The organism is Flavobacterium lacus (assembly GCF_003268815.1).
GTDB classification, from domain to species: domain Bacteria; phylum Bacteroidota; class Bacteroidia; order Flavobacteriales; family Flavobacteriaceae; genus Flavobacterium; species Flavobacterium lacus.
Genome location: NZ_QLSV01000002.1, coordinates 258464 through 278733, shown reverse-complemented (window position 1 = coordinate 278733; position 20270 = coordinate 258464). Strand labels below are relative to the sequence as shown.

At 35.9% G+C, this 20270-nt stretch carries 16 protein-coding genes; 8 read left to right on the top strand and 8 right to left on the bottom strand.

Features of this window, described 5'->3' with window-relative positions; translation table 11 throughout:
- Window positions 1-11: 11 nt before the first annotated feature.
- From B0I10_RS02890 to B0I10_RS02865, 6 genes are all read left to right on the top strand, one after another.
- A complete protein-coding gene (locus tag B0I10_RS02890) occupies window positions 12-1583 on the top strand; it encodes a T9SS type A sorting domain-containing protein (RefSeq protein ID WP_112084991.1) in 1572 nt (523 codons plus the stop codon).
- 158 nt (window positions 1584-1741) lie between these two features.
- The gene (locus B0I10_RS02885) at window positions 1742-2368 is read left to right on the top strand and encodes a response regulator (RefSeq protein ID WP_112084990.1); all 627 of its coding nucleotides are present in this window, start codon (window positions 1742-1744) and stop codon (window positions 2366-2368) included.
- 9 nt (window positions 2369-2377) lie between these two features.
- Window positions 2378-4132, top strand: a complete 1755-nt coding sequence (locus B0I10_RS02880; protein ID WP_112084989.1) for a tetratricopeptide repeat-containing sensor histidine kinase — start codon at window positions 2378-2380, stop codon at window positions 4130-4132.
- Between the two features lie 254 nt (window positions 4133-4386).
- Window positions 4387-7935, top strand: coding sequence for a tail fiber domain-containing protein (locus B0I10_RS02875; protein ID WP_112084988.1), 3549 nt, complete (start codon window positions 4387-4389; stop codon window positions 7933-7935).
- A 12-nt stretch (window positions 7936-7947) separates the two neighbouring features.
- Window positions 7948-8382: a hypothetical protein gene (locus B0I10_RS02870; RefSeq protein WP_112084987.1), complete on the top strand. Its 435-nt coding sequence runs from the start codon at window positions 7948-7950 to the stop codon at window positions 8380-8382.
- A 190-nt stretch (window positions 8383-8572) separates the two neighbouring features.
- The gene (locus B0I10_RS02865; protein WP_112084986.1) at window positions 8573-9454 is read left to right on the top strand and encodes a DUF808 domain-containing protein; all 882 of its coding nucleotides are present in this window, start codon (window positions 8573-8575) and stop codon (window positions 9452-9454) included.
- A gap of 189 nt (window positions 9455-9643) precedes the next feature.
- Here B0I10_RS02865 and B0I10_RS02860 read toward each other — a convergent pair whose 3' ends face one another.
- The 4 genes from B0I10_RS02860 to aspS form a co-directional block, all read right to left on the bottom strand.
- Window positions 9644-10147: a GNAT family N-acetyltransferase gene (locus B0I10_RS02860; RefSeq protein WP_112084985.1), complete on the bottom strand. Its 504-nt coding sequence runs from the start codon at window positions 10145-10147 to the stop codon at window positions 9644-9646.
- 365 nt (window positions 10148-10512) lie between these two features.
- A complete protein-coding gene (locus B0I10_RS02855) occupies window positions 10513-10710 on the bottom strand; it encodes a cold-shock protein (RefSeq protein ID WP_112084984.1) in 198 nt (65 codons plus the stop codon).
- Window positions 10711-10795: 85 nt separating this feature from the next.
- Window positions 10796-11029, bottom strand: coding sequence for a hypothetical protein (locus tag B0I10_RS02850; protein WP_112084983.1), 234 nt, complete (start codon window positions 11027-11029; stop codon window positions 10796-10798).
- 4 nt (window positions 11030-11033) lie between these two features.
- Complete coding sequence (aspS, locus tag B0I10_RS02845) at window positions 11034-12785, bottom strand: aspartate--tRNA ligase (RefSeq protein ID WP_112084982.1); 1752 nt, start codon at window positions 12783-12785, stop codon at window positions 11034-11036.
- Between the two features lie 41 nt (window positions 12786-12826).
- Here aspS and B0I10_RS15600 point away from each other — a divergent pair, with 41 nt between their 5' ends.
- On the top strand, window positions 12827-12985 hold the full coding sequence (locus tag B0I10_RS15600; protein ID WP_181456876.1) for a hypothetical protein: 159 nt from the start codon (window positions 12827-12829) through the stop codon (window positions 12983-12985).
- A gap of 206 nt (window positions 12986-13191) precedes the next feature.
- Entirely contained in the window at window positions 13192-13545 is a 354-nt protein-coding gene (locus tag B0I10_RS02840) for a toxin-antitoxin system YwqK family antitoxin (RefSeq protein ID WP_112084981.1), read from the top strand.
- Window positions 13546-13596: 51 nt separating this feature from the next.
- Here the strand turns inward: B0I10_RS02840 and B0I10_RS02835 are convergent, their stop codons facing one another.
- Genes B0I10_RS02835 through B0I10_RS02820 form a run of 4 tightly spaced genes read right to left on the bottom strand, consistent with a single transcriptional unit; the run spans window position 13597 to window position 20258 of the window.
- Complete coding sequence (locus B0I10_RS02835; protein WP_146740299.1) at window positions 13597-14166, bottom strand: hypothetical protein; 570 nt, start codon at window positions 14164-14166, stop codon at window positions 13597-13599.
- A gap of 54 nt (window positions 14167-14220) precedes the next feature.
- Entirely contained in the window at window positions 14221-17694 is a 3474-nt protein-coding gene (locus B0I10_RS02830; protein WP_112084979.1) for an efflux RND transporter permease subunit, read from the bottom strand.
- Between the two features lie 24 nt (window positions 17695-17718).
- Window positions 17719-18885, bottom strand: coding sequence for an efflux RND transporter periplasmic adaptor subunit (locus tag B0I10_RS02825; RefSeq protein ID WP_112084978.1), 1167 nt, complete (start codon window positions 18883-18885; stop codon window positions 17719-17721).
- A 26-nt stretch (window positions 18886-18911) separates the two neighbouring features.
- The gene (locus B0I10_RS02820; protein WP_112084977.1) at window positions 18912-20258 is read right to left on the bottom strand and encodes a TolC family protein; all 1347 of its coding nucleotides are present in this window, start codon (window positions 20256-20258) and stop codon (window positions 18912-18914) included.
- Window positions 20259-20270 lie beyond the last annotated feature (12 nt).

Below are 20270 nucleotides of genomic sequence, written 5' to 3'. Positions count from 1 at the left end.
ATAGGATTATCATGAAAAAAATTACATCTTTCTTAGTATTGTTATTTACACTACAAAATTTTGGGCAAGTAGAAGTGGTTGAAAACTTTCCGATTTACGGTTCAAAAATGGTGAATAGTAAAATTATTTTTGCACGGAATTCTCCTGAGTTTGGCAACGAATTATGGGTTTCAAATGGTACCGCAGGAAATGCTCAATTATTGAAAGATATTTTTGTAGGGTCACAAAGTAGTAATCCCGAAATAGGCACCGTAATTGGGAATAAGGTCTATTTTGTAGCCAATCAACACCAAATTTGGCAAACGGATGGTACCACAAGCGGTACATTTTTAATGGTCAATAATAATCAAATTACAAATCCTTCAGAATTTGTAGAGGTAGGTCAATTCATATTTTTTAAATCGGGAGGAAATTTATGGAAAATGTTAGGTACACCAAACAGTGAATCATTGGTAAACAATACTCCTGATATTTTTTTTACCGCTATTTCAGGAATAACAAAGTTGAATGATAGTGAAGTGTTATTCAATGCTAGACGAAATAGTAATAATACATGGGGAATATGGAGGTCAAACGGAGTGGTTCCACAGTTTGTTATTGATATAAACACAGGTACGGGTTCGTTAGAAATTGCACAAATGCGTTTACCCAAGAACATCGACGGAACCATCTATTTTGATGGATATTCAATTGAAACGGGTGGAGAATTATGGAAAACAAACGGTTCGGCAACCGGAACAGAATTAATTCTTGACATCTACAGTGTTAACGACAACCCATTTACAAGTTTTTCAGGGCCTCGTTATTTCACGGCGGTGAACGATATGATTTTCTTTTCTGCCAGAAATGCTCTCAATGGAATTGAGTTATGGAAAACAAACGGAACTTCCGCAGGAACTATGATGGTAAAAAACATCACACCCGGTAATAATACTAATGGAGGACCGTTCAGTCTAACGGCAGTAAACGACTTACTTTACTTTGTACAAAGTGACACTGAAAATACAGGAAGTGCTCAAATTTGGAAGTCAGATGGCTCAGAAATTGGGACAACTAAAGTAACTAATTTAACCGGCAGTTATTTAAATGTTTATGATTTGTTTGAAAGTAACAGTAACATTTATTTTAGTTATTTTCAACCTTCAACCGGACAAGAGTTATGGAAATTAAATACAGTAAATGATACTTATTCACTAATTGCAGACATTGCTCCAGGAACAATAAGCTCCGAACCAAGCGGTTTTTTTGAAATGAATGGTTATATTTATTTTAATGCAACGGATAACGGTTTTTTAGGAGGAACAAAATTCTACAGAATAGCTGATCAATCTTTGTCAACTGTTGATGGAAATAAAAAAGTAACATCTATTTATCCTAATCCAACCCATGGAATTATCACTATTCAAATAGAAGATTCCAACAATTTTGAAGTTGAACTATATGATGTATATGGAAAAAAAATAGCACACTTTTCAAATCAAAAAAAGATTGACATTTCAAACCTTACTAATGGAATGTACGTGCTTAAAATCGTGGATTCTGAAAACAACTTGATAAGTAACAATAAAATTATAAAAAAGTAAAATACAATCATTTTTCATCTACTTTCAAATTTGGAAATTTAGTTAGTAGTTGATCCCCTTTCGATTAGTGGTTTGCGGAAGGGGTTTTTTTTCTACGCTCATTTACGTATTTCAAAAAAGTTTTACTATTTTTAATATTGCATAGTAATTCTTTACGCATGAAAAAACGAATTGGTATTGTGGAAGACGACCGCGATTTGCGAGAGGCATTGGGCATGATGATTCAATTTACGGATCAGTATGAGCTGGCAGGAAGTTTTGAAAATGCCGAATTGGCTTTAAAAGAATTACCTGCTTTGGATGTTGATGCGGTTTTGATGGATATCAATCTACCAGGCGAAAGTGGCATTTGTTGTGTGAATAAACTCAAGACTTCTTGTCCGCTAGTATTTGTTCTAATGTGTACTTCCTATGAAGATGATGATAAAATTTTCCAGAGTTTAGAAGCCGGAGCCAGTGGTTATATTCTTAAAACCGAAGGGCCTGCAAAAATCATTGGAGCATTAGATGAATTGTTTGAAGGCGGAAGTCCGATGAGTAGCAGCATTGCCCGAAAAGTGGTGGCGAGTTTTTCTAAAATGGAATCGCAAAATAAATTAACTGAAATACTTACCACCAGAGAAAACGAAATTTTGAATTTATTGGCCAAAGGACAAATGAATAAAGAAGTTGCCAACCAATTGGAGATTAGTAATGGAACGGTTCGAAAGCACATCCAAAACATTTATGAGAAATTGCATGTCAACACAAGAGTTGAGGCGGTAAATTTATATCTAAAACGCTAAAAAAAGAGCATGAAATTTTTTTTAAATATATTTTTGCTTTTGATTTTTGCTGCCGGAAAAGCTCAGGATTTATCGTATAAAGTTAAACTGCAAGAATTCAAGAACTGTACAAAAGCAGAATGTAAGGTGACCAAGTCATTTCTTTTGGCGGAGCATTTTTTAGAAACCGATGACATTCAATCTTCTCAAAAATGGTTAGACGTTACCAAAGATTTAATTTCACCCGCACAATCTGATACCACCACTGTTTTTATTCACAGCTTACAGTCTGAACTTTTTTATTACGATGGATTATTTCAATTTGGTATTAATGAGGCAGAAAAAGCCATTCAAAAGGCTAAACAATTGAGTGAAAATTTGCTCATTGCCAATGGTTATTTTTTTAAAGGAATTAACCAAATGGAAATGAATCAGTTCAATGAAGCTGAAAAATCGCTTTGGAAAGCCAGAGACTTTCAACCGGATAATATAGCGAGATCATCTATTCGGAGTACTATTCAGGAAGAACATATTTTCAATAACATCGCACAATTAAAGCTAAAAATTTACCAATCGGACTCGGCGGTTTGGTATAATTCCAAAGCGTATCAATTTGCAAAAAAAGTAAATAGCAAAAGAGGAATTCCAAATGTTGAACAAACGTTTGGTCAAATTTATCTGGAAGAAAAGAAAATGGATAGTGCTGTTTTCTATTTTCAAAAGAGTATTCTTTCGGCCCAAAAAAGCGAATATTTTGACATTGTGCTGCTCAATTATGGCTTTATGATGCAATGCTATGAAGAAAATCAAATCGAAAATAATCGATGGTTTGAAAAAGGACTGGAATTGATTAATCAAAAGATAATTAATTCTACGTTTCAACATTATTTTTACAAAGTTGCATTGAATGTTTTTAAAAAGACAAATCAAATCGGAAAACTTTCTTTTGTTCAGGAGAAATTAATCAGCATCAATGAGGAAACTCGCTTAAAAGGGAACTTGAACATTCAAAACATTACCGAACAATATTCTAAGAATGAAAATAAACTCCTTTTACTTCAGGTAGAAGAATTAAAAAAACAACGAAAGTTTACTATTCTTCAACTGATTGCCGCTCTGCTTTCAGTAATTATTTTGTCCTTGGTGATTATCATTATCCGAAGAAAAAATAAAATACAGAAAACCTTACTTCAGCAAAAAAATGAAATCAGCAAAGATTTGCACGACGACATTGGAAGCGGTTTAAGCAGCATTCTCATTCACGCCGATTTGTTGTTAAAAAATGATGAAACATCTGACAAACAAAAAATATTGGCTTCGAAAATTAACCTAACCGGAAAAGAAATTTCACAACGGTTAAATACCTTTATTTGGTCATTAAACGCCGAACATAATACACTTCAACACTTTTCAGAATATGTAAAATTATATGGAGCAACACTTTTTGAAGAAACGCCAATTGCATTCTCCTTTAGCACTACCGTTGAAGACAGTGAATTAATAAAAATGCATGGTCATTTACGAAAGAACTTATTCTACGCCATAAAAGAAGTGCTAAATAATTCACTCAAACATGCTCAAGCCACTAAAATTGATGTGAAGATGAAGTTGATTTCCTCCAAACAATTTCAAATAGCCATTCAAGATAACGGAACCGGAATCAGTAAAGAAAATGCATTTGGAAATGGGTTGAAAAACATCCAAAACAGAGTTGAACAAATGAATGGAACTTTTTCAATGAAAACCGAAAAAGGATTGCTTACCCTCTTGATAATTCCGCTATAAATTGGAGTAAAATAAGTTTGTAAGAAAATTAGAATACGCTAAAAGGCGTATTTTTTTGTGCTTAAACAATTCATGTAAGTATAAATTGAATGGATTGGTTTTGTAAAGCCTTCTATTTGCTGACTTTCTTCTTTATAAATTAAATAAATGTAGTACGGATAAAATCGTATTGTGGTATTGTATTGATAGTGTGAATTTTATACTTCAGAAATAACTAAAAATAGTTCGTTCTGTTTTTTCAAAAAACCACTGTCATGAAGAAATTAATATTTTACTTTTTTGTATTGTTTTCCACTACCCTTTTAGCACAAGTGGGAATCAATACCACCACACCGAATGCACAATTGGATATCAGATCATCTAATCAAGTTGCTCCGGCTTCCACTGATGGAATGTTGATTCCTAAAATAGACACATTTCCGGCAACAAATCCTGCTGTGGATCAACAAGGAATGTTAGTTTATTTAACTTCAGATGTTGGAAGTAATCAACCGGGTTTTTATTATTGGGATAATATAACAACGAGTTGGATTCCGATAAAAGGAACTGATACGGGAACGCTAGATCAAGCCTATGACTTTGGAGGTGTGGGTAATGGAAGATCCATTACGGCTGATGGAGGTGCTGTAACCATAAATGGAACGGATGGGTTAGTATCTACAGGTACTTTAAGCTCTGGTGCAGTAGCTCCAAGTGGTGCAGGAACAAGAATGGTTTGGAATCCGCGAAAAGCAGCTTTTAGAGCGGGAAATGTCTCATCAAGCGGAAATTTTGCTTGGGATGATAATAGAATAGGCATAGGTTCAACAGCATTTGGACATACAACCCAAGCAACTGGTCAATATTCAACTGCCTTTGGTGATATGGCCGAGGCGACAGGATATGCTTCAACCTCCTTTGGGTTTCAGAATACAGCAAGTGGAAATATCTCAACCGCTTTTGGTGGAGGGAACGCTGCAAGCGGAGAATTATCTGTTGCTTTTGGTAATGGAGCAACTGCATCTGGTATGCGTTCAACAGCCTTTGGGACACAAAATGAAGCAAGTGGGTTTAATTCAACCGCTTTTGGCCAAAATAATCAAGCAAGAAGTTATAGTGAAACTGTAATAGGAATTGGTGCCACAACTTACACACCATCTACAAACGGAGCAACACAATTTAGAACCGCTAATGCGACTGATAGATTATTTGTAATTGGGAATGCCATTGATTCTAATAATAATAGCTCCGTTGATGCTACAGAAAGAAGCGATGCGATGGTGGTATTAAAAAATGGGGCAACCGGAATTGGCTCTTCTACACCAAATGCTTTATTAGATATAGATTCAAATGATAAAGGAGTATTAATACCACGAGTGATATTGGCATCAGCAAACATTGCTGCTCCAGTTGCAAACCCTAATGGAGGAGCAATTTTAGAGAGTACTTTAGTTTATAACACTGCAACTTCTGGGGTTAGTCCAAATAATGTTTATCCAGGATTTTATTATTGGAATGGAACTAGGTGGGTTCGTTTTAATGTTGATGGAGAAAATAATCCAACATATTATACAGCAGTTGGAACTTTTGATTCTTTTTCATTTTCTAGTTTCACTACACTTTCTCAGATGACAATCACTTTTACACCAAAAGATGATATTGCACTTGTAAATTTTTCAGCAGCAGGTCATCGATTTGATGCTAATTGTATTAATAGAGTTATTTTTTTTCAAATTGTAGTAAATGGAGTTCCGGTAACTGGTTGGCAAACATCAGCAAATCAATCTATTGTGAATTCTTCTTTTTTTGGAGACGACGACATCACAACTTGGGAAACAAATTTTTCATATCCAGTTAATGTTACAGTTGGAATCCCTCAAACAATTCAAATACAATGGACTACTCCCAATTGCCAAATGAGAAACAGTCCATCAACACCTTTTTCAGCATTTGGTTTTATTTTTAAGTCTTACAGGGTTTTAACGGTGATAGATCCTAATGGGGGAGGAGGAATTGTAGGTACACCTCCTGTGACAACAAATGTATGGTCACAGAATGGGAATACAGGTACAAATCCTTTTTTAAATTTTGTGGGTACCGCAGATGGTCAACCTTTGATTTTAAAAAGTAATAATAATGAAGGAATAAGAATAGCTACAAATGGGAATGTAGGTATTGGTTCAAATTCTCCACTAGATCGGTTACATGTAAATGGTAACATTCGAATGGTTGATGGCAATCAAGCCGCAGGTAGAGTGTTAACTAGTGACATAAATGGAACTGCCTCATGGCAAAATGCTCTTGCGAACGCATGGGGGATAACCGGAAATTCTGGAATTAATCCAACTACCAATTTTATTGGGACATCAGATAATCAGTCTGTTGCATTTAGGACGAATGATTTAGAGCGAATGCGATTAGACACAAGTGGAAATTTAGGACTGGGTTTAACAACCCCATCTGAAAGATTACATGTAGCTGGTAGATCTCTTTTCACAAATGGCTTCTCAGCAGATAATGCAGCACTTTTATATCAAAACAATACTGACTATATGTTCCTTGGTCCGCAATCCGGGAGTAGTTCAAATGGTGCGGCAATGGCACTTTTTGGAAGTACAAATAACAATGGTTCAAATCTAGGAGGGATTAATTTTAGTGTTCCGATTGGTGAAGTTAGAATAAATCATAACGGCGGGAATCATGTTTTCAGAGCAAATAGCACTAGCGGTTATTCTTCAACTTTTGAATTAAATGATGTAGGATTTCAAATCGGACATAATTCTGCAAGCCGTTCTATCTTATTTAATCCAAATAATACGGAACAGATGCGTTTAACTCCAGTTGGAAATTTAGGTATCGGAACACCAGCACCCACACGAAAATTGCATCTTTCAGAAAATACAACCTCAACAACTAACGGACAATTTTATATAGAACAACAAGGAACAGGTGATGCTTTAATGCATATTGGAAACACAGGAGGCAGACATTTTAATATAGGAGTAGACACTTCCACCGATAGCTTCAAAATAGGAACAAGTGCAACAACTGCAACTGCGATTACGACGGGTACGGTAATGACGCTGCAAGCTACCGGAGAAGTGGGAATTGGTACGATAACACCATCCGAAAAACTCCATGTTTCCGGACCTGCTGGGTTAACAGCAGTTCGAATTGCAAACACTTCATTAACAGGTAGTACAAGTAATGTGGCCTTAGATTTTTTAAGAGGAGGAAATGCTAATACGGACTGGAGAATATTTAATAGTGGAGCTAACTTAACTTTAGGGAATAGTGCTGACGATTTAGCAACTATAAATAATTTATATCAATTTCAAGGAGTGCGTTTTATACCGATGACCGATGCTACGATTAGTTTGGGACAAGGACTGAATCGTTGGAATACCGTTTTCGCTTCCAACGGTACAATCAACACCAGTGATGCAAGAGAGAAAAAAAACATACAAAATTTAAATTATGGTCTAAACACACTCATGCAACTACGTCCCGTGAGTTTTGAATGGAAAAAAGACGATGGAAGCGGAACAAAATTGGGTTTAATTGCTCAAGAATTACAACAAGTAATACCGGAAGTCGTTCGCGATTGGGATTGGGAAGAAGACGAACAAGGAAATCAAAAAAAAGTAAATTCTCCCATTTTAGGTGTTTATTACAGTGATTTGATTCCGGTTTTGATTAAGGCCACTCAAGAACAACAGTTGGTTATTGAACAACAAAAAGAAGAAATTAATTTACTAAAACAACAACTTCAAGAACAATACAAATCAATTGTAGAACGGTTAAAAAAAATAGAAAATAAATAAAAATCAAAAATCATGAAAAATAACATAATTACAGCATTACTCTTCATTTTTTTTATCAGTGTAAATGCTGTTTCTCAAAGTAATCAAACAACTATAAATTACTCTCTTGGACAATCATTAAACGGACAAGTAGGAGGAGATTTGGTCATTGATGGTAACGCTACTACTTGTACCCAAAAAAACGGCAGCATTCAGAATCTTTTTGAAACGCCAACCAATGCTACAGTTTTTATTGATATTAATAATCAGGGTGGTGGCAATAGTTGTGTAGCCTTAGTGGTAGAAACAGCGACGGGAAGAATTACTACAGTGATTCCGGAAGATTCACAATCCGGTGTTATGCGATTTAATAGAGTTAGAAGGGCTTATTTAACCATGTCAAGCATTCCACGCGATACTACAGTACGTTTTGCAACCAGTATAGGAACTGCTACAATTTGGTTTTAACGTAAGTAAAAAGGAATAAAAATAATTAAAAATTGGAAATTTAGTTTTAGTGGTTGATCCCCTTCCGGCGAGTGGTTTGCGGAAGGGGATCTTTTTTGGTCTAAATTCATACCTTGGTAAATTGCCATATTAACCTATTGCCACATTCCCAAACTATATTGTATTTTTACACTCAAATTTAGAAAAAAAGATGGCTTCAGGATTTTTTGCACTGTTAGACGATATTGCGTTATTGATGGATGATGTAGCAACCATGAGTAAAATGGCCACCAAAAAAACAGCCGGAATTTTAGGCGATGATTTGGCCGTGAATGCCGAAAAGGCTTCGGGTTTTGTATCCTCAAGAGAATTGCCCGTTCTGTGGGCCATTACCAAAGGTTCCGCTCTGAATAAAGTCATTATTTTACCTATTGCCTTTCTACTTTCCTATTTTTTGCCATGGCTCATTACGGTGATTTTAATTTTAGGAGGATTGTATTTGGCGTATGAAGGAGCAGAAAAAATTTATGAATATTTTTTTCCACATGCTCCTGCAAAAAAAGTAGAAGCGTTCAAAGAACTATCGGAAACTGAAATTTTAGCCTTAGAAAAAGGTAAAATTAAATCAGCCATCGTAACCGATTTTATTCTTTCTGTTGAAATCATTATCATCGCCATGGGAACTGTAGTTGGTGAGGATTTTTGGATGCAAGTCATGGTCGTAAGTGTCGTTGCGTTTATTGCAACGGTGGGTGTTTACGGCATTGTGGCCTTGATTGTTCGAATGGACGAAGCTGGGTATAAACTGATTCAGTGGAGTGACGGACGAAATAAAATACTTCAATCGGTAGGAACGCTTTTAGTAAAAGCATTACCACGCGTTATTCAATTTTTAGCGGTGGTGGGAACTCTCGCACTATTGCTGGTTTCCGGTGGGATATTTTCACATCAATTGCCTGCTTTACATCACGCAGTTGATTTTATACCAAGTATGTTACTCGATTTTCTATTGGGTCTAATCGTGGGTTTACTTTGTGTTTTTGTAGTGAATGTTTTCAATAAAATAGCTAAGAAAGACAAAGTGACACAGTAGTTTTAAAAAAGCCATTACTACTTTTTTTGATTAAATACGTCACGATTCCCCAATTAATTAATTGATTTTACTCCCAACATTTGATGGGTTCAAACGCTTTTTCAATTGCAGCTAGAAAGTAAACAAATCGCCTACTTGGAAAGATCCAAAAAACCGACAACAGATAACCGACAACCGACAACCGTCAACTCACAACACCTTTTCATACGCTCGTCTCGGACTTCCTCTGAAATGCACAATGCCACAAAATACAAAACCTGATTTTTCAAAGATGTTCATCATGGCATAATTATCGTGGTTGGTATCGGCTTTGAGGCTGTGGATATTATTTTTTAAAGCAAATTCTGCAATAAAATCAATCATTTTTTTAGACAAGTTTTGACCGATGTACTCCTGAGCAATCGCCACCCGATGAAAAACTACAAAATCGCGAATGGTTAACCATTCGCCTTGCAAGTTATCATATTCCGGTTCGTCGTTGATTAAAACGGCAGAATAACCCACAATAATTTCCCCATCGGTCAGCACATAACCAATTTCTTTTTCAATATCTTGTTGAACAATTTCCGGATTGGGATAACCGTCTTGCCATTGATTGCTCCCATCTGCTTTTCGTCTAAGGATGGCGTTTTGGAGGATGGTCCAGATTTGTGGAGCATCGGTGGTGGTGGCTTTTCGGAAGTGGTAGTTCATGTTGCAAATTTAATATATTTTTCTGTAGGGACAGGTCGCGACCTGTCCCTACAGAAAAATATATTAAATTCTTAGCAGAATTTTTTATTGAAGCAGAATTTGCGTTAGGGATTGAAGTGAAAAGCCCGGAACCTCAAAACAGCAAATTTTCTTAGGCACAAAAAGCGACCAGCGGAAGCTTTTTGGGTCTTTAGAAAATTGCTATTTTGTGGTGAGGACTTGTAACGCAAAGCCCGACCCTTGGGAAACGCCCAAATTATTTTTATAATTATTCCAATTTTTTAAATCTGTGTTCTATAAAATAAAAAAACGTCCCGATTGCTCGAGACGTTTGTCATTTCATTCGGTAATCTAAATAATATCTATTATTCGATCACAGCTACTTGAGCTGCTACTTTACCTTTTCTACCTTCTTCTTCTTCGTAATGAACTCTGTCACCCTCTCTTAGCTCTTCAGCTTTGATTCCGGTTGCGTGAACGAAGATGTCTTTTCCAGTTTCTTCATCTGTGATGAATCCGTAACCTTTCGACTCATTGAAAAATTTTACTGTACCTGTACGCATTGTGATAATAAAAAAAATTAATAATGCTCAAAGGTAATCTATAATTAAATACGAATGTTAAAACAATGTTACTTTTTTGTGAAAATTATTGATTTTCAGTATTTTCAGTATTTTTATTATCAAATTTGAAACGATAGTCTTCTAAATTCTTGTTTTTATATCGATGCCATAAAAAAATGGGCATAAGGACTAATGCACTGATTAACACACCGATACCCACCCACTTATCGCCTGCTGCTCCGGTTGAATTTTTGATATAAAATCCGTAGCCAATAAAGGCTAAAACAATAAAAAACAGGATGCGAATGACGTATTTCATGGTTTTATTTTAAGTCTAGTTTAATGTGTAATTCGTTTAATTGTGCTTCATCGATGGTGGATGGAGCATCAATCATAACATCGCGACCGCTATTATTTTTTGGGAAAGCGATAAAATCACGAATGGTTTCTTGTCCGCCTAAAATAGCCACCAAACGGTCTAAACCGAACGCTAAACCTCCGTGTGGCGGTGCTCCGAATTGGAAGGCATTCATTAAGAATCCGAATTGGTTTTCGGCTTGTTCAGGAGAAAATCCTAATAACGAGAACATTCTACTTTGCAAATCACGGTCGTGAATACGGATGGAACCGCCACCGATTTCGTTTCCGTTTAGCACCATATCGTAGGCATTGGCTCGCACTTTTCCGGGCTCGGTTTCAATCAACTTCATGTCTTCCGGTTTTGGCGAAGTGAACGGGTGATGCATGGCGTGGTAGCGTTGCGAATCTTCGTCCCATTCCAATAAAGGAAAATCGACTACCCAAAGCGGAGCGAATTCGTCCGGTTTTCGTAAGCCTAAACGAGTGGCCACTTCCATACGAAGTGCAGATAATTGTGTCCGGGTTTTATCAGCTTTTCCGGAAAGAATTAGAATTAAATCGCCCGGTTTGGCGTTGGTGATTTCAGCCCATTTTTGTAAATCGGCTTCGTCATAAAATTTATCGACAGATGATTTTAGACTTCCGTCTAATTCATATTTCACATAAACCATTCCTGTTGCACCGATTTGCGGACGTTTGATCCAATCGATTAACGCATCAATTTCTTTTCTGGAATAGGATGCACAGCCGGGAACGGCAATTCCGACTACTAATTCGGCGGCATTGAATACCGGAAAATCTTTGTGTTGAGCAACGGCGTTTAACTCGCCAAATTTCATCTCAAAACGAATGTCCGGTTTGTCGTTTCCGTAGGTTTTCATAGCGTAATCGTAGGTAATTCTTGGGAATTTATCGACTTCTACACCTTTAATTTCTTTTAATAAATGACGGGTCAATCCTTCAAAAACATTCAAAATGTTTTCTTGTTCAACGAAAGCCATTTCGCAATCGATTTGGGTGAATTCCGGTTGACGGTCGGCACGCAAATCTTCGTCTCTAAAACATTTTACGATTTGAAAATATTTGTCCATGCCACCCACCATCAATAATTGTTTGAAGGTTTGCGGCGATTGTGGTAAAGCATAAAATTGTCCTTCGTTCATGCGACTTGGCACTACGAAATCTCTTGCTCCTTCGGGAGTTGATTTAATTAAATAAGGTGTTTCGATTTCGCAAAAACCTTGTTTAGACAAATAATTTCGAACTGCCATCGATACTTTATGACGGAAAATTAGTGAATTTTTTACCGGATTTCTTCGGATATCCAAATAGCGGTATTTCATGCGGATGTCTTCACCACCATCGGTTTCGTCTTCGATGGTGAAAGGTGGAAGTTGAGCGGCATTTAATATAGTTAACTCAGACACCAAGATTTCAATATCTCCGGTGGCGATGTTTTTGTTTTTGGCTTCACGTTCGATTACGGTTCCTTTCACTTGAATCACGAATTCTCTTCCGAGTGATTTTGATGCTTCAAATACGGATTTTTCGGTACGGCTTTCGTCAAATATTAATTGAGTGATTCCGTAGCGATCGCGTAAATCGACCCAATTCATAAATCCTTTATCACGTGATTTTTGCACCCATCCGGCTAAGGTAACTTCTGTATTGATGTGCGAACTGTTTAATTCTCCGCAAGTATGACTTCTGTACATTTTGATTCGAAATTTTTTGAGTTGCAAAAGTACTATTTTGTTTGAAGAATTTTGATTTTTTTGAGGTAAAAGGTGATGAGGGATGGGTAAAGGGTTTGAGCGAATTTGATTTATCAGTTTACATCATTAAAATAGCACACGGATTAGAGGGATTGAATAGAGTCTTACAGATTTTTGATTCGCCTTGCGAAAATGGATAGAAGCGGATTTCTTGGTTTGCGGATAGTTTTCTCGCAGAATCTTTAGAATTTTGATGTCCCGATTGCCCATTACCGATTACCTATCACCATATTTCCAATGTTAAGTTTTCATCTAATGTTACCAAATTGTTACCAAAAAGTTTTTTTAATGTAAACTTTTGTGTAAATTTGTTTTGTAATTGTTAACCTGCTAAAAATTAAAGCGTATGAAAAAGTTATTTATTGCAGCAATGCTGGTAGTTTCAGGGGTTATTTCTGCACAAGAAAATAACGCCAAACACGAAGTGGTTGACCAAATGGTTAAATCAACTTTTTATCATGATAATGGTCAAGTGCAACAAGAAGGTTTTTATAAAGATGGAAAAGTACACGGACAATGGGTTTCCTATGATGCAAATGGAAATAAAGTTTCCATGGGTCAATACCAAGACGGAATGAAGATTGGTAAATGGTTCTTTTGGACCGGAGCCGATTTGACAGAAGTGGATTATTCTGAAAGCAGAATTGCCCAAGTTAAAAAATGGTCACAAGGAGCGATAGTTCAAGTGAATAAAAATTAACTATACCTAAACTCAACCTTAAAAAGAGCTTCAGAAATGAAGCTCTTTTTTTTAGTGTATTTTCTTTTTTGTACGATTCAATTCTTTAAAAGAAGCGATGATGTTTTGCATGGATTTGGAATGATCATCTTTTCGTTGCAGTTCGGTCCAGTTGACAATTTGATAGTATCGATCTTTTCCTTTCACAAATCCGAATTGATAATAAATAGCAATATCATCTACGGTTCCGCTCACGTTCATCAGTTTGGCTTCCATTCCATTTATTTTAGTGTCTTCAAAGTTGGAGAATTTTGCATTTTTAACGGAAACCGATAAATTATCTTTCAATAAATTGGAATATCCGGTTAAGTTAGGCTTGTAATTTTCTGCTAAATATTCATCTTGGATGACAAGATTATTGTAATCTGAAATCGGTTCATCAATCACAATCGTATAAAATTCACTAAATAAATTTTGGTATTGCAAAGATGCGTCTTCATGCAGGTTATCTGCTTTGGAAAGTGTTTTAGGTAATTCTATTTCGTATTGCCCTTTGATTTTAACGGATTGAACTTCTTCGTTGGCACAGCTTATGTACAGTAAGAACATTAAAATAAGGGATGTAATGCTGCTTGTTTTCATGTGAAAATTTTTGTGCAAGATAAAAAAAACCACGCTTTCACGTGGTTCAATTGGTTAATTTGTTTCGGTATTTAAGTCTAGTTTTTTCTTCTTTTTCTTTTTTACTTTGATTTTTCCTTTGTGGAGTAAAAAGAACATCACCGGAACAATTACTAAAGTAAGAAAAGTGGCAAAAATTAATCCGTAGATAACGGTTTTGGCCAATGGTCCCCAGAAAATCACGTTATCTCCTCCCATATAAATATTAGGATTATAATTGATGAATAGGCCAAAAAAGTCAACATTCAATCCCATTGCCAGCGGAACTAAGCCTAAAACGGTGGTGATTGCGGTTAATAAAACGGGTCGTAAACGCGAACGTCCTCCCTCTACAATAACGTCTAAATATTCTTGTTTGTTTAACAATCCATCTTCATCCAGCCCCTTTTCATGTAATTTTCGGTCAATGAGTAATTGCGTATAATCAATTAACACAATGGCATTGTTTACTACAATTCCCGCTAAGGAAATAATTCCCATCATGGTCATGATGATGACAAAATCGTTTTTGAAAATGACCATTCCAAAAAATACACCGGCAAAACTCAGTAGAACCGAAACCATAATAATGATTGGTTTGGAAACCGAATTAAATTGAGCCACCAAGATTAAAATGATTCCGCCTAAGGCAATTAATAATGCTTTTATCAAAAAACTCATGTTTTTGGCTTGCTCTTCCTGCTCTCCAGTAAATGAAAAGTTGATATCATTTCCAGTTCGATAGTCTTCTAATTCTTTTTTAATTTTTTCTACAATTTCATTCCCATTATAGCCTGTTACAACGTTAGAGTAAACGGTAATCACACGCTTTAAGTTTTTTCTTTTTATGGTGTTAAATGTTGTTGAATTCTCACTGGAAGTAATAGAAGAGATAGGAACTTGAACTAATTTTCCGGTCGCTTGATCTCTAAAGGTTATGGGCTGATTATAAATGATATTATTGTCATTTCGTTGAGCTTCCGGTAAACGGACATTGATTTCAAAATCATCTTTTCCGTCTTTGTACGTTGAAATTTTTTCACCAAAAATAGCTCTTCGCAAGGTTTGACCCACTTGACCTGACGTGATGCCGAGTTGACCTGCTTTGTCTAAATCTACTTTTACATCAACGCCCGGTTTTTCTTTGTTTACATCAATTTTAAGTTCTTCAATTCCGCCAATATTTTTTGCATCAATATAACTTTTCATTTTTTTGGCTTCCCAAAGCATGGCATTATAATCTTCGCCTGAAATTTCGATGTTAACTGGATAACCTGCCGGCGGGCCGTTTTGTTCTTTCTCAACGATCACCGAAACACCGGCGTAACCTTGCACAGCCGATCGGATTTCTTCCATGACATCCAAACTATTTAACCCCTTGCGGTATTTAAATTCACGCATCGTTAAGGTTACTTTTCCGCGGTTGGGCATATCGTTTTGAGCCCCACCTTCGGTTTGTGGATTTCCTGCACCTTGACCTACTTGACCAATGGCACTTTCTACCATGTAATTATCACCGTCTTCCAAATATTTGTTGGCGATGGTGTACACTTTCTTCTCAATTTCTTTGGTAAATTCATTGGTTTTTTTGATGTCTGTTCCTTCAGGAAATTCAATGTAAACCATAATTTGGTTTGGTTGATTTTCGGGGAAGAACAATACATTTGGTTGGGCAATTCCAACCGCAACAAAGGACAAAATTAACAACACGAATGTACCAAGAAAGAACGCCCAAGGTTTTCTTCCGCCCAAGGCAAACTGTAAAAAGTTACGGTATTTGTTTTCGAGCCAAACTAAAATAACGCGTTGAAAATAATCTTGTGCTCCAACCAAAAAATATTTATAAATCCACAACATAATGGCAAAGAAAAGCATCAAGTTTCCAAGACCTTTTAATCCGCCAGAGTTAGCTATAAATCCAGAAATAAGCATGATTAATCCAATTCCGCCAACCATTCCGCTGATTTTTACAAGTGCTATTTTACTCATTTCTTCTTCTTTTATTTTCATAAAATCGGATGTTAGCATGGCATTAATAACCAACGCCACAAACAACGAAGAAAATAGTACAACCGATAAAGTCATCGGAAAATAAATCATGAATTTACCCATGGTTCCCGGCCATAATCCTAATGGGAAAAAAGCGGCTAATGTGGTGGCTGTGGAGGCGATAATTGGCCAAGCAATTTCGCCAATACCTTCAATGGCAGCTTGTTTTCTGGACATTCCCTGACTCATCAAGGTATAAACGTTTTCCACTACTACTATTCCATTATCGACGAGCATTCCGAGTCCCATCACTAATCCGAAAAGCACCATTGTGTTTAGTGTAATTCCGAAAGAGGCCAGAATCATGTACGACATAAACATCGAAAGCGGGATAGCAAATCCAACAAACAAGGCATTTCTAAATCCTAAAAAGAACATCAATACACCAATTACCAGAATTACTCCAAAAATGATGTTGTTTACCAAATCATCTACTTGAGCAATTGTTCTTTCAGATTGATCGTTGGCATAAGTAATGGTTAGTCCTTCCGGAAAATAATTTTCTTTCGCTTTGTCGATGATGGCTTTTAAACCTTCCACGGCTTCCACCATGTTTTTACCACTTCGTTTTTTTATGTCCAGCATTACCACCGGTTTGCCATAGTCTCTGGCATAAGTAGTCCGTTGTTTTTCTTGAAAAGTAATTGTGGCTATATCTTTTAAATAGACGTTTCCATCTTGTTTTTTAACAATGATGTTTTCTAAATCCGAAGGTTTTTTGATTTCTCCGATTACACGAATATTTTTCTTAATTCCGTTGTTGGAAACGCCCCCGCCAGAAACGGTTTTGTTTTCATATTTAACAGCATTGATGATGTCGTCAAAACTCACTTTTGCAGACGCCATTTTATACATATCCACTGCAATTTCTACTTCTTTGTCTTCGGCACCACGAATGGCTGCCTCTTTAATTTGTGGAAGTCGTTCGATGCGTTCTTCTAGATATTCGGCATATTCTTTTAGTTTTTCGGATGAAAAATCGCCGGTGATGTTAATGTTCAAAATCGGAACTTCTTCGGCAATATTCAAGTCAAAAACATTGGGTTCCACTTTACCGCCGCCGTCTATGGTTGGCCATTCGGTATCTGATTTTACAAGATCAACCTTATCTTTTACTTTTTGTTTGGCATCTTCAACCGAAATATCTTCGTCAAATTCAACCAAAATCATCGAATAATCTTCTAAAGTATTAGAAGTGATTTTAGTAACTCCCGAAATATTATTGAATTCTTCTTCCAAAGGTTTGGTGATCAGTTTTTCAACATCTTCAGCCGAATTTCCGGGATTAATCGAACTAACGTAAATTTTAGTTTCAATAATTTCCGGAAAACTCTCTCTCGGCATCGAATAATATGACATCAATCCACCAATCAACAGAATGGCTGTGATGACATAAACCGTCATTTTATTGTTAATTGCCCATGTAGATATAGCAAATTCTTTGGTTATTTTAGTACTCATCAGAGGTTTGTTTTATGCGTTTATTTACTTGATTACTTCAACATTAATGCCGTCTTTCAATGATTTTGCACCATCAGTAACTACCGTTTCTCCGGGTTCTAAACCTGATTTTATTTCAACATAAGCTCCACTAGTGTAACCTAGCTCCACGGTTTTTTGAATTGCTTTTGCCGTGTTTTTGCTGTCAACATCTTTAACAACATACACAATTTTGTTTCCACTGGCATTTTCTTGAATGATATTTTCAGGAAGCAATAACGCTTTCGGATTTTTATAATCTTCAATTTTTAACACGGCAACTTGGTTAGGGCGAAGTAAATTATCCGGGTTAGGTAATGCAATTTCAATTCCGAATGTTCGGTTATTTGGGTTGATGTAATTGCCCACCTGACGTACTTTTCCTTGGTATGTTTTCCCTAATGAATTCAAATATACTTCTACAACAGCACCTACTTTTAATTGACTGATGTAATTTTCAGGAACGTTTGCAGTTACGTACATGTTATTTAAGTTGACGATTCTAAACAAATTCATTCCCGGAGCCACTACTTTTCCTTTTTCTGTAATTACTTCATCAATAGTTCCTGAAAAAGGGGCTGTTACATTGGTTTTATTTAATTGCGATTTAATTTGAGAAACTACTTTTTGCTGACTTTCCAACGAAGTTTTAGCTTGTAAAAACTGAATTTCTGAACCTATTTTTTGGTCCCAAAGATTTTTTTGCCGTTCAAAAGTGGTTCTAGCCAAAGCGAGTTGTGTTTCGGCTTGGGCCAATTGCGAACCCATTCCACCATCGTCAATTCGTGCTAAAAGTTGTCCTTTAGAAACTTTTTGACCGGCTTTTACATATACTTGTGTAAGAATTCCTGAATATTCCGGACTGATTACGATATTTTCTTTGGTTTCAACATTACCTTGAATTTCGATGTAGTGCGTGAACAAAGAATCTTTTAAAGTAACCGTTTTTACTAACGGATTTTTTTTGTTCGGATCTAATTCGGCGATAGCTTTATCTAATTTTGCTAAATCGGCAACAAGTTTTTCATATTCTTTATGAACGATTTCACGAGATGTTTTGATTTGATTTAAATCTTTCGATTGAACAATATCATCCACATTAACTTCACCTTTTTCGCCTGAACAAGCTGAAAGGAAAAGTGAAAAAGCAGCTAAGTATAAAATTTTTTTCATGATATAAAGGTTGAGTTTTGATTGATTTAATTTGTTTTTCCAATTGCTTTTTCTAGAGCAGCTTTTCTACTGATGACGTCCACCATCGATTGTAAATAGCTTTGTTGAGCAGAATATAATTGACGTTGAGCGTCTGTAAACTCAAAACTAGTTGAAAGACCTTCGGTAAATTTTACTTGTTGTTTTTTCTCGATGCGTTCTGCCAAGGATAAGTTTTCTTTTGAACTGAAATATTGTTCTACACTATATTCATAATCACTTTTGGCATTTTGGTATTGAAGTTTTAAACGTTGTTCGGTTTCTGTTAACTGAGTTTGGGCTTGCTCTAATGCAATTTTTGATTGTTGCACTTTTGCATTTTTACCAAAACTGCTAAAAATCGGAACGTTTAGACCAACACCTAAATTGGAATAGTTGAACCATCTTTGATTTTGTGTAAAGAACGCAAATTGATCACCAAAAGCATTATATCCAAAATTCAGATTGGCTGAAAGCGAAGGTAAAAACTTGCTTTTTTCCAATTTCATTTCCAATGTTCGTTGTTCTACAAAGTTGGTTGAAAGTGCATAATCGATACTGTTTTTTACTTCAAATGATGATCCTGTTAAAGCCATGTCCAAATTAGAAGTTGTCAGATTTTCTAATTTGTCTGTTAAAGAAAGCTCCTCTTCCAATTCAATCCCCAGATTTATTTTTAGCATATTATACGAAATATCTTTTAATCGTTTCGTATAATTCAAACTGCTGTTAATACTGGAAAGTGTAATTTTTAGTTGTTCAACATTTTCTTCTTCAATTAAACCGTTTTTAAACGTTTGTTCAGTGTCAAATAATGTTTTATCCAATGTAGCTTTGTTTTTTTCTAAAATTGCAATATTCTCTTCTGCTAATAACACATTTCCATAGGAATTGATAATCATTTCACGCACTTGTAAATCGGTTTTCTTTTTGGAACTTTCATAATATTGCAAATACGTTTTTGAAGCTTGGAGAGCAACAATATAAGAACCATCAAAAATTAGTTGACTTAAAGTTGAACGAGCTACCATAGAATGCTTGGTGCCAAAAGCAAATGTTGAAATTTGGTTTGGATCGCCATCGGGATCAAATAAATTACCTGAAACGGCTTGTGTTTGCAGTTTAAAATTATTTGCATAATCTAAACCCGCATTAATTTGTGGTAAACCCGATGCTGTGGTTTCCCATTTTTTCTTTTTGGCGGCTTCAATATCACGACCGGAATTGATGACCGAGTAATTATATTGTAAAGCATGTTCGATCGCTTGCTTTAGCGAAAACGAATAACTTTGTTTAGTTTCTTGAGCTTGAATACCTAGACAAGCGAGCAAGAGGAAGAGTGATAATTTCTTCATGAGTATTGATTG

Coding starts and splice junctions, on each gene's coding strand:
- B0I10_RS02865 (WP_112084986.1), top strand. CDS start 8,573: ATGGCTTCAGGATTTTTTGCACTGTTAGACGATATTGCGTTATTGATG.
- B0I10_RS02820 (WP_112084977.1), bottom strand. CDS start 20,258: ATGAAGAAATTATCACTCTTCCTCTTGCTCGCTTGTCTAGGTATTCAA.
- B0I10_RS02840 (WP_112084981.1), top strand. CDS start 13,192: ATGAAAAAGTTATTTATTGCAGCAATGCTGGTAGTTTCAGGGGTTATT.
- B0I10_RS02825 (WP_112084978.1), bottom strand. CDS start 18,885: ATGAAAAAAATTTTATACTTAGCTGCTTTTTCACTTTTCCTTTCAGCT.
- B0I10_RS02880 (WP_112084989.1), top strand. CDS start 2,378: ATGAAATTTTTTTTAAATATATTTTTGCTTTTGATTTTTGCTGCCGGA.
- aspS (WP_112084982.1), bottom strand. CDS start 12,785: ATGTACAGAAGTCATACTTGCGGAGAATTAAACAGTTCGCACATCAAT.
- B0I10_RS02855 (WP_112084984.1), bottom strand. CDS start 10,710: ATGCGTACAGGTACAGTAAAATTTTTCAATGAGTCGAAAGGTTACGGA.
- B0I10_RS02890 (WP_112084991.1), top strand. CDS start 12: ATGAAAAAAATTACATCTTTCTTAGTATTGTTATTTACACTACAAAAT.
- B0I10_RS02870 (WP_112084987.1), top strand. CDS start 7,948: ATGAAAAATAACATAATTACAGCATTACTCTTCATTTTTTTTATCAGT.
- B0I10_RS02885 (WP_112084990.1), top strand. CDS start 1,742: ATGAAAAAACGAATTGGTATTGTGGAAGACGACCGCGATTTGCGAGAG.
- B0I10_RS02830 (WP_112084979.1), bottom strand. CDS start 17,694: ATGAGTACTAAAATAACCAAAGAATTTGCTATATCTACATGGGCAATT.
- B0I10_RS02860 (WP_112084985.1), bottom strand. CDS start 10,147: ATGAACTACCACTTCCGAAAAGCCACCACCACCGATGCTCCACAAATC.
- B0I10_RS02850 (WP_112084983.1), bottom strand. CDS start 11,029: ATGAAATACGTCATTCGCATCCTGTTTTTTATTGTTTTAGCCTTTATT.
- B0I10_RS02835 (WP_146740299.1), bottom strand. CDS start 14,166: ATGAAAACAAGCAGCATTACATCCCTTATTTTAATGTTCTTACTGTAC.
- B0I10_RS02875 (WP_112084988.1), top strand. CDS start 4,387: ATGAAGAAATTAATATTTTACTTTTTTGTATTGTTTTCCACTACCCTT.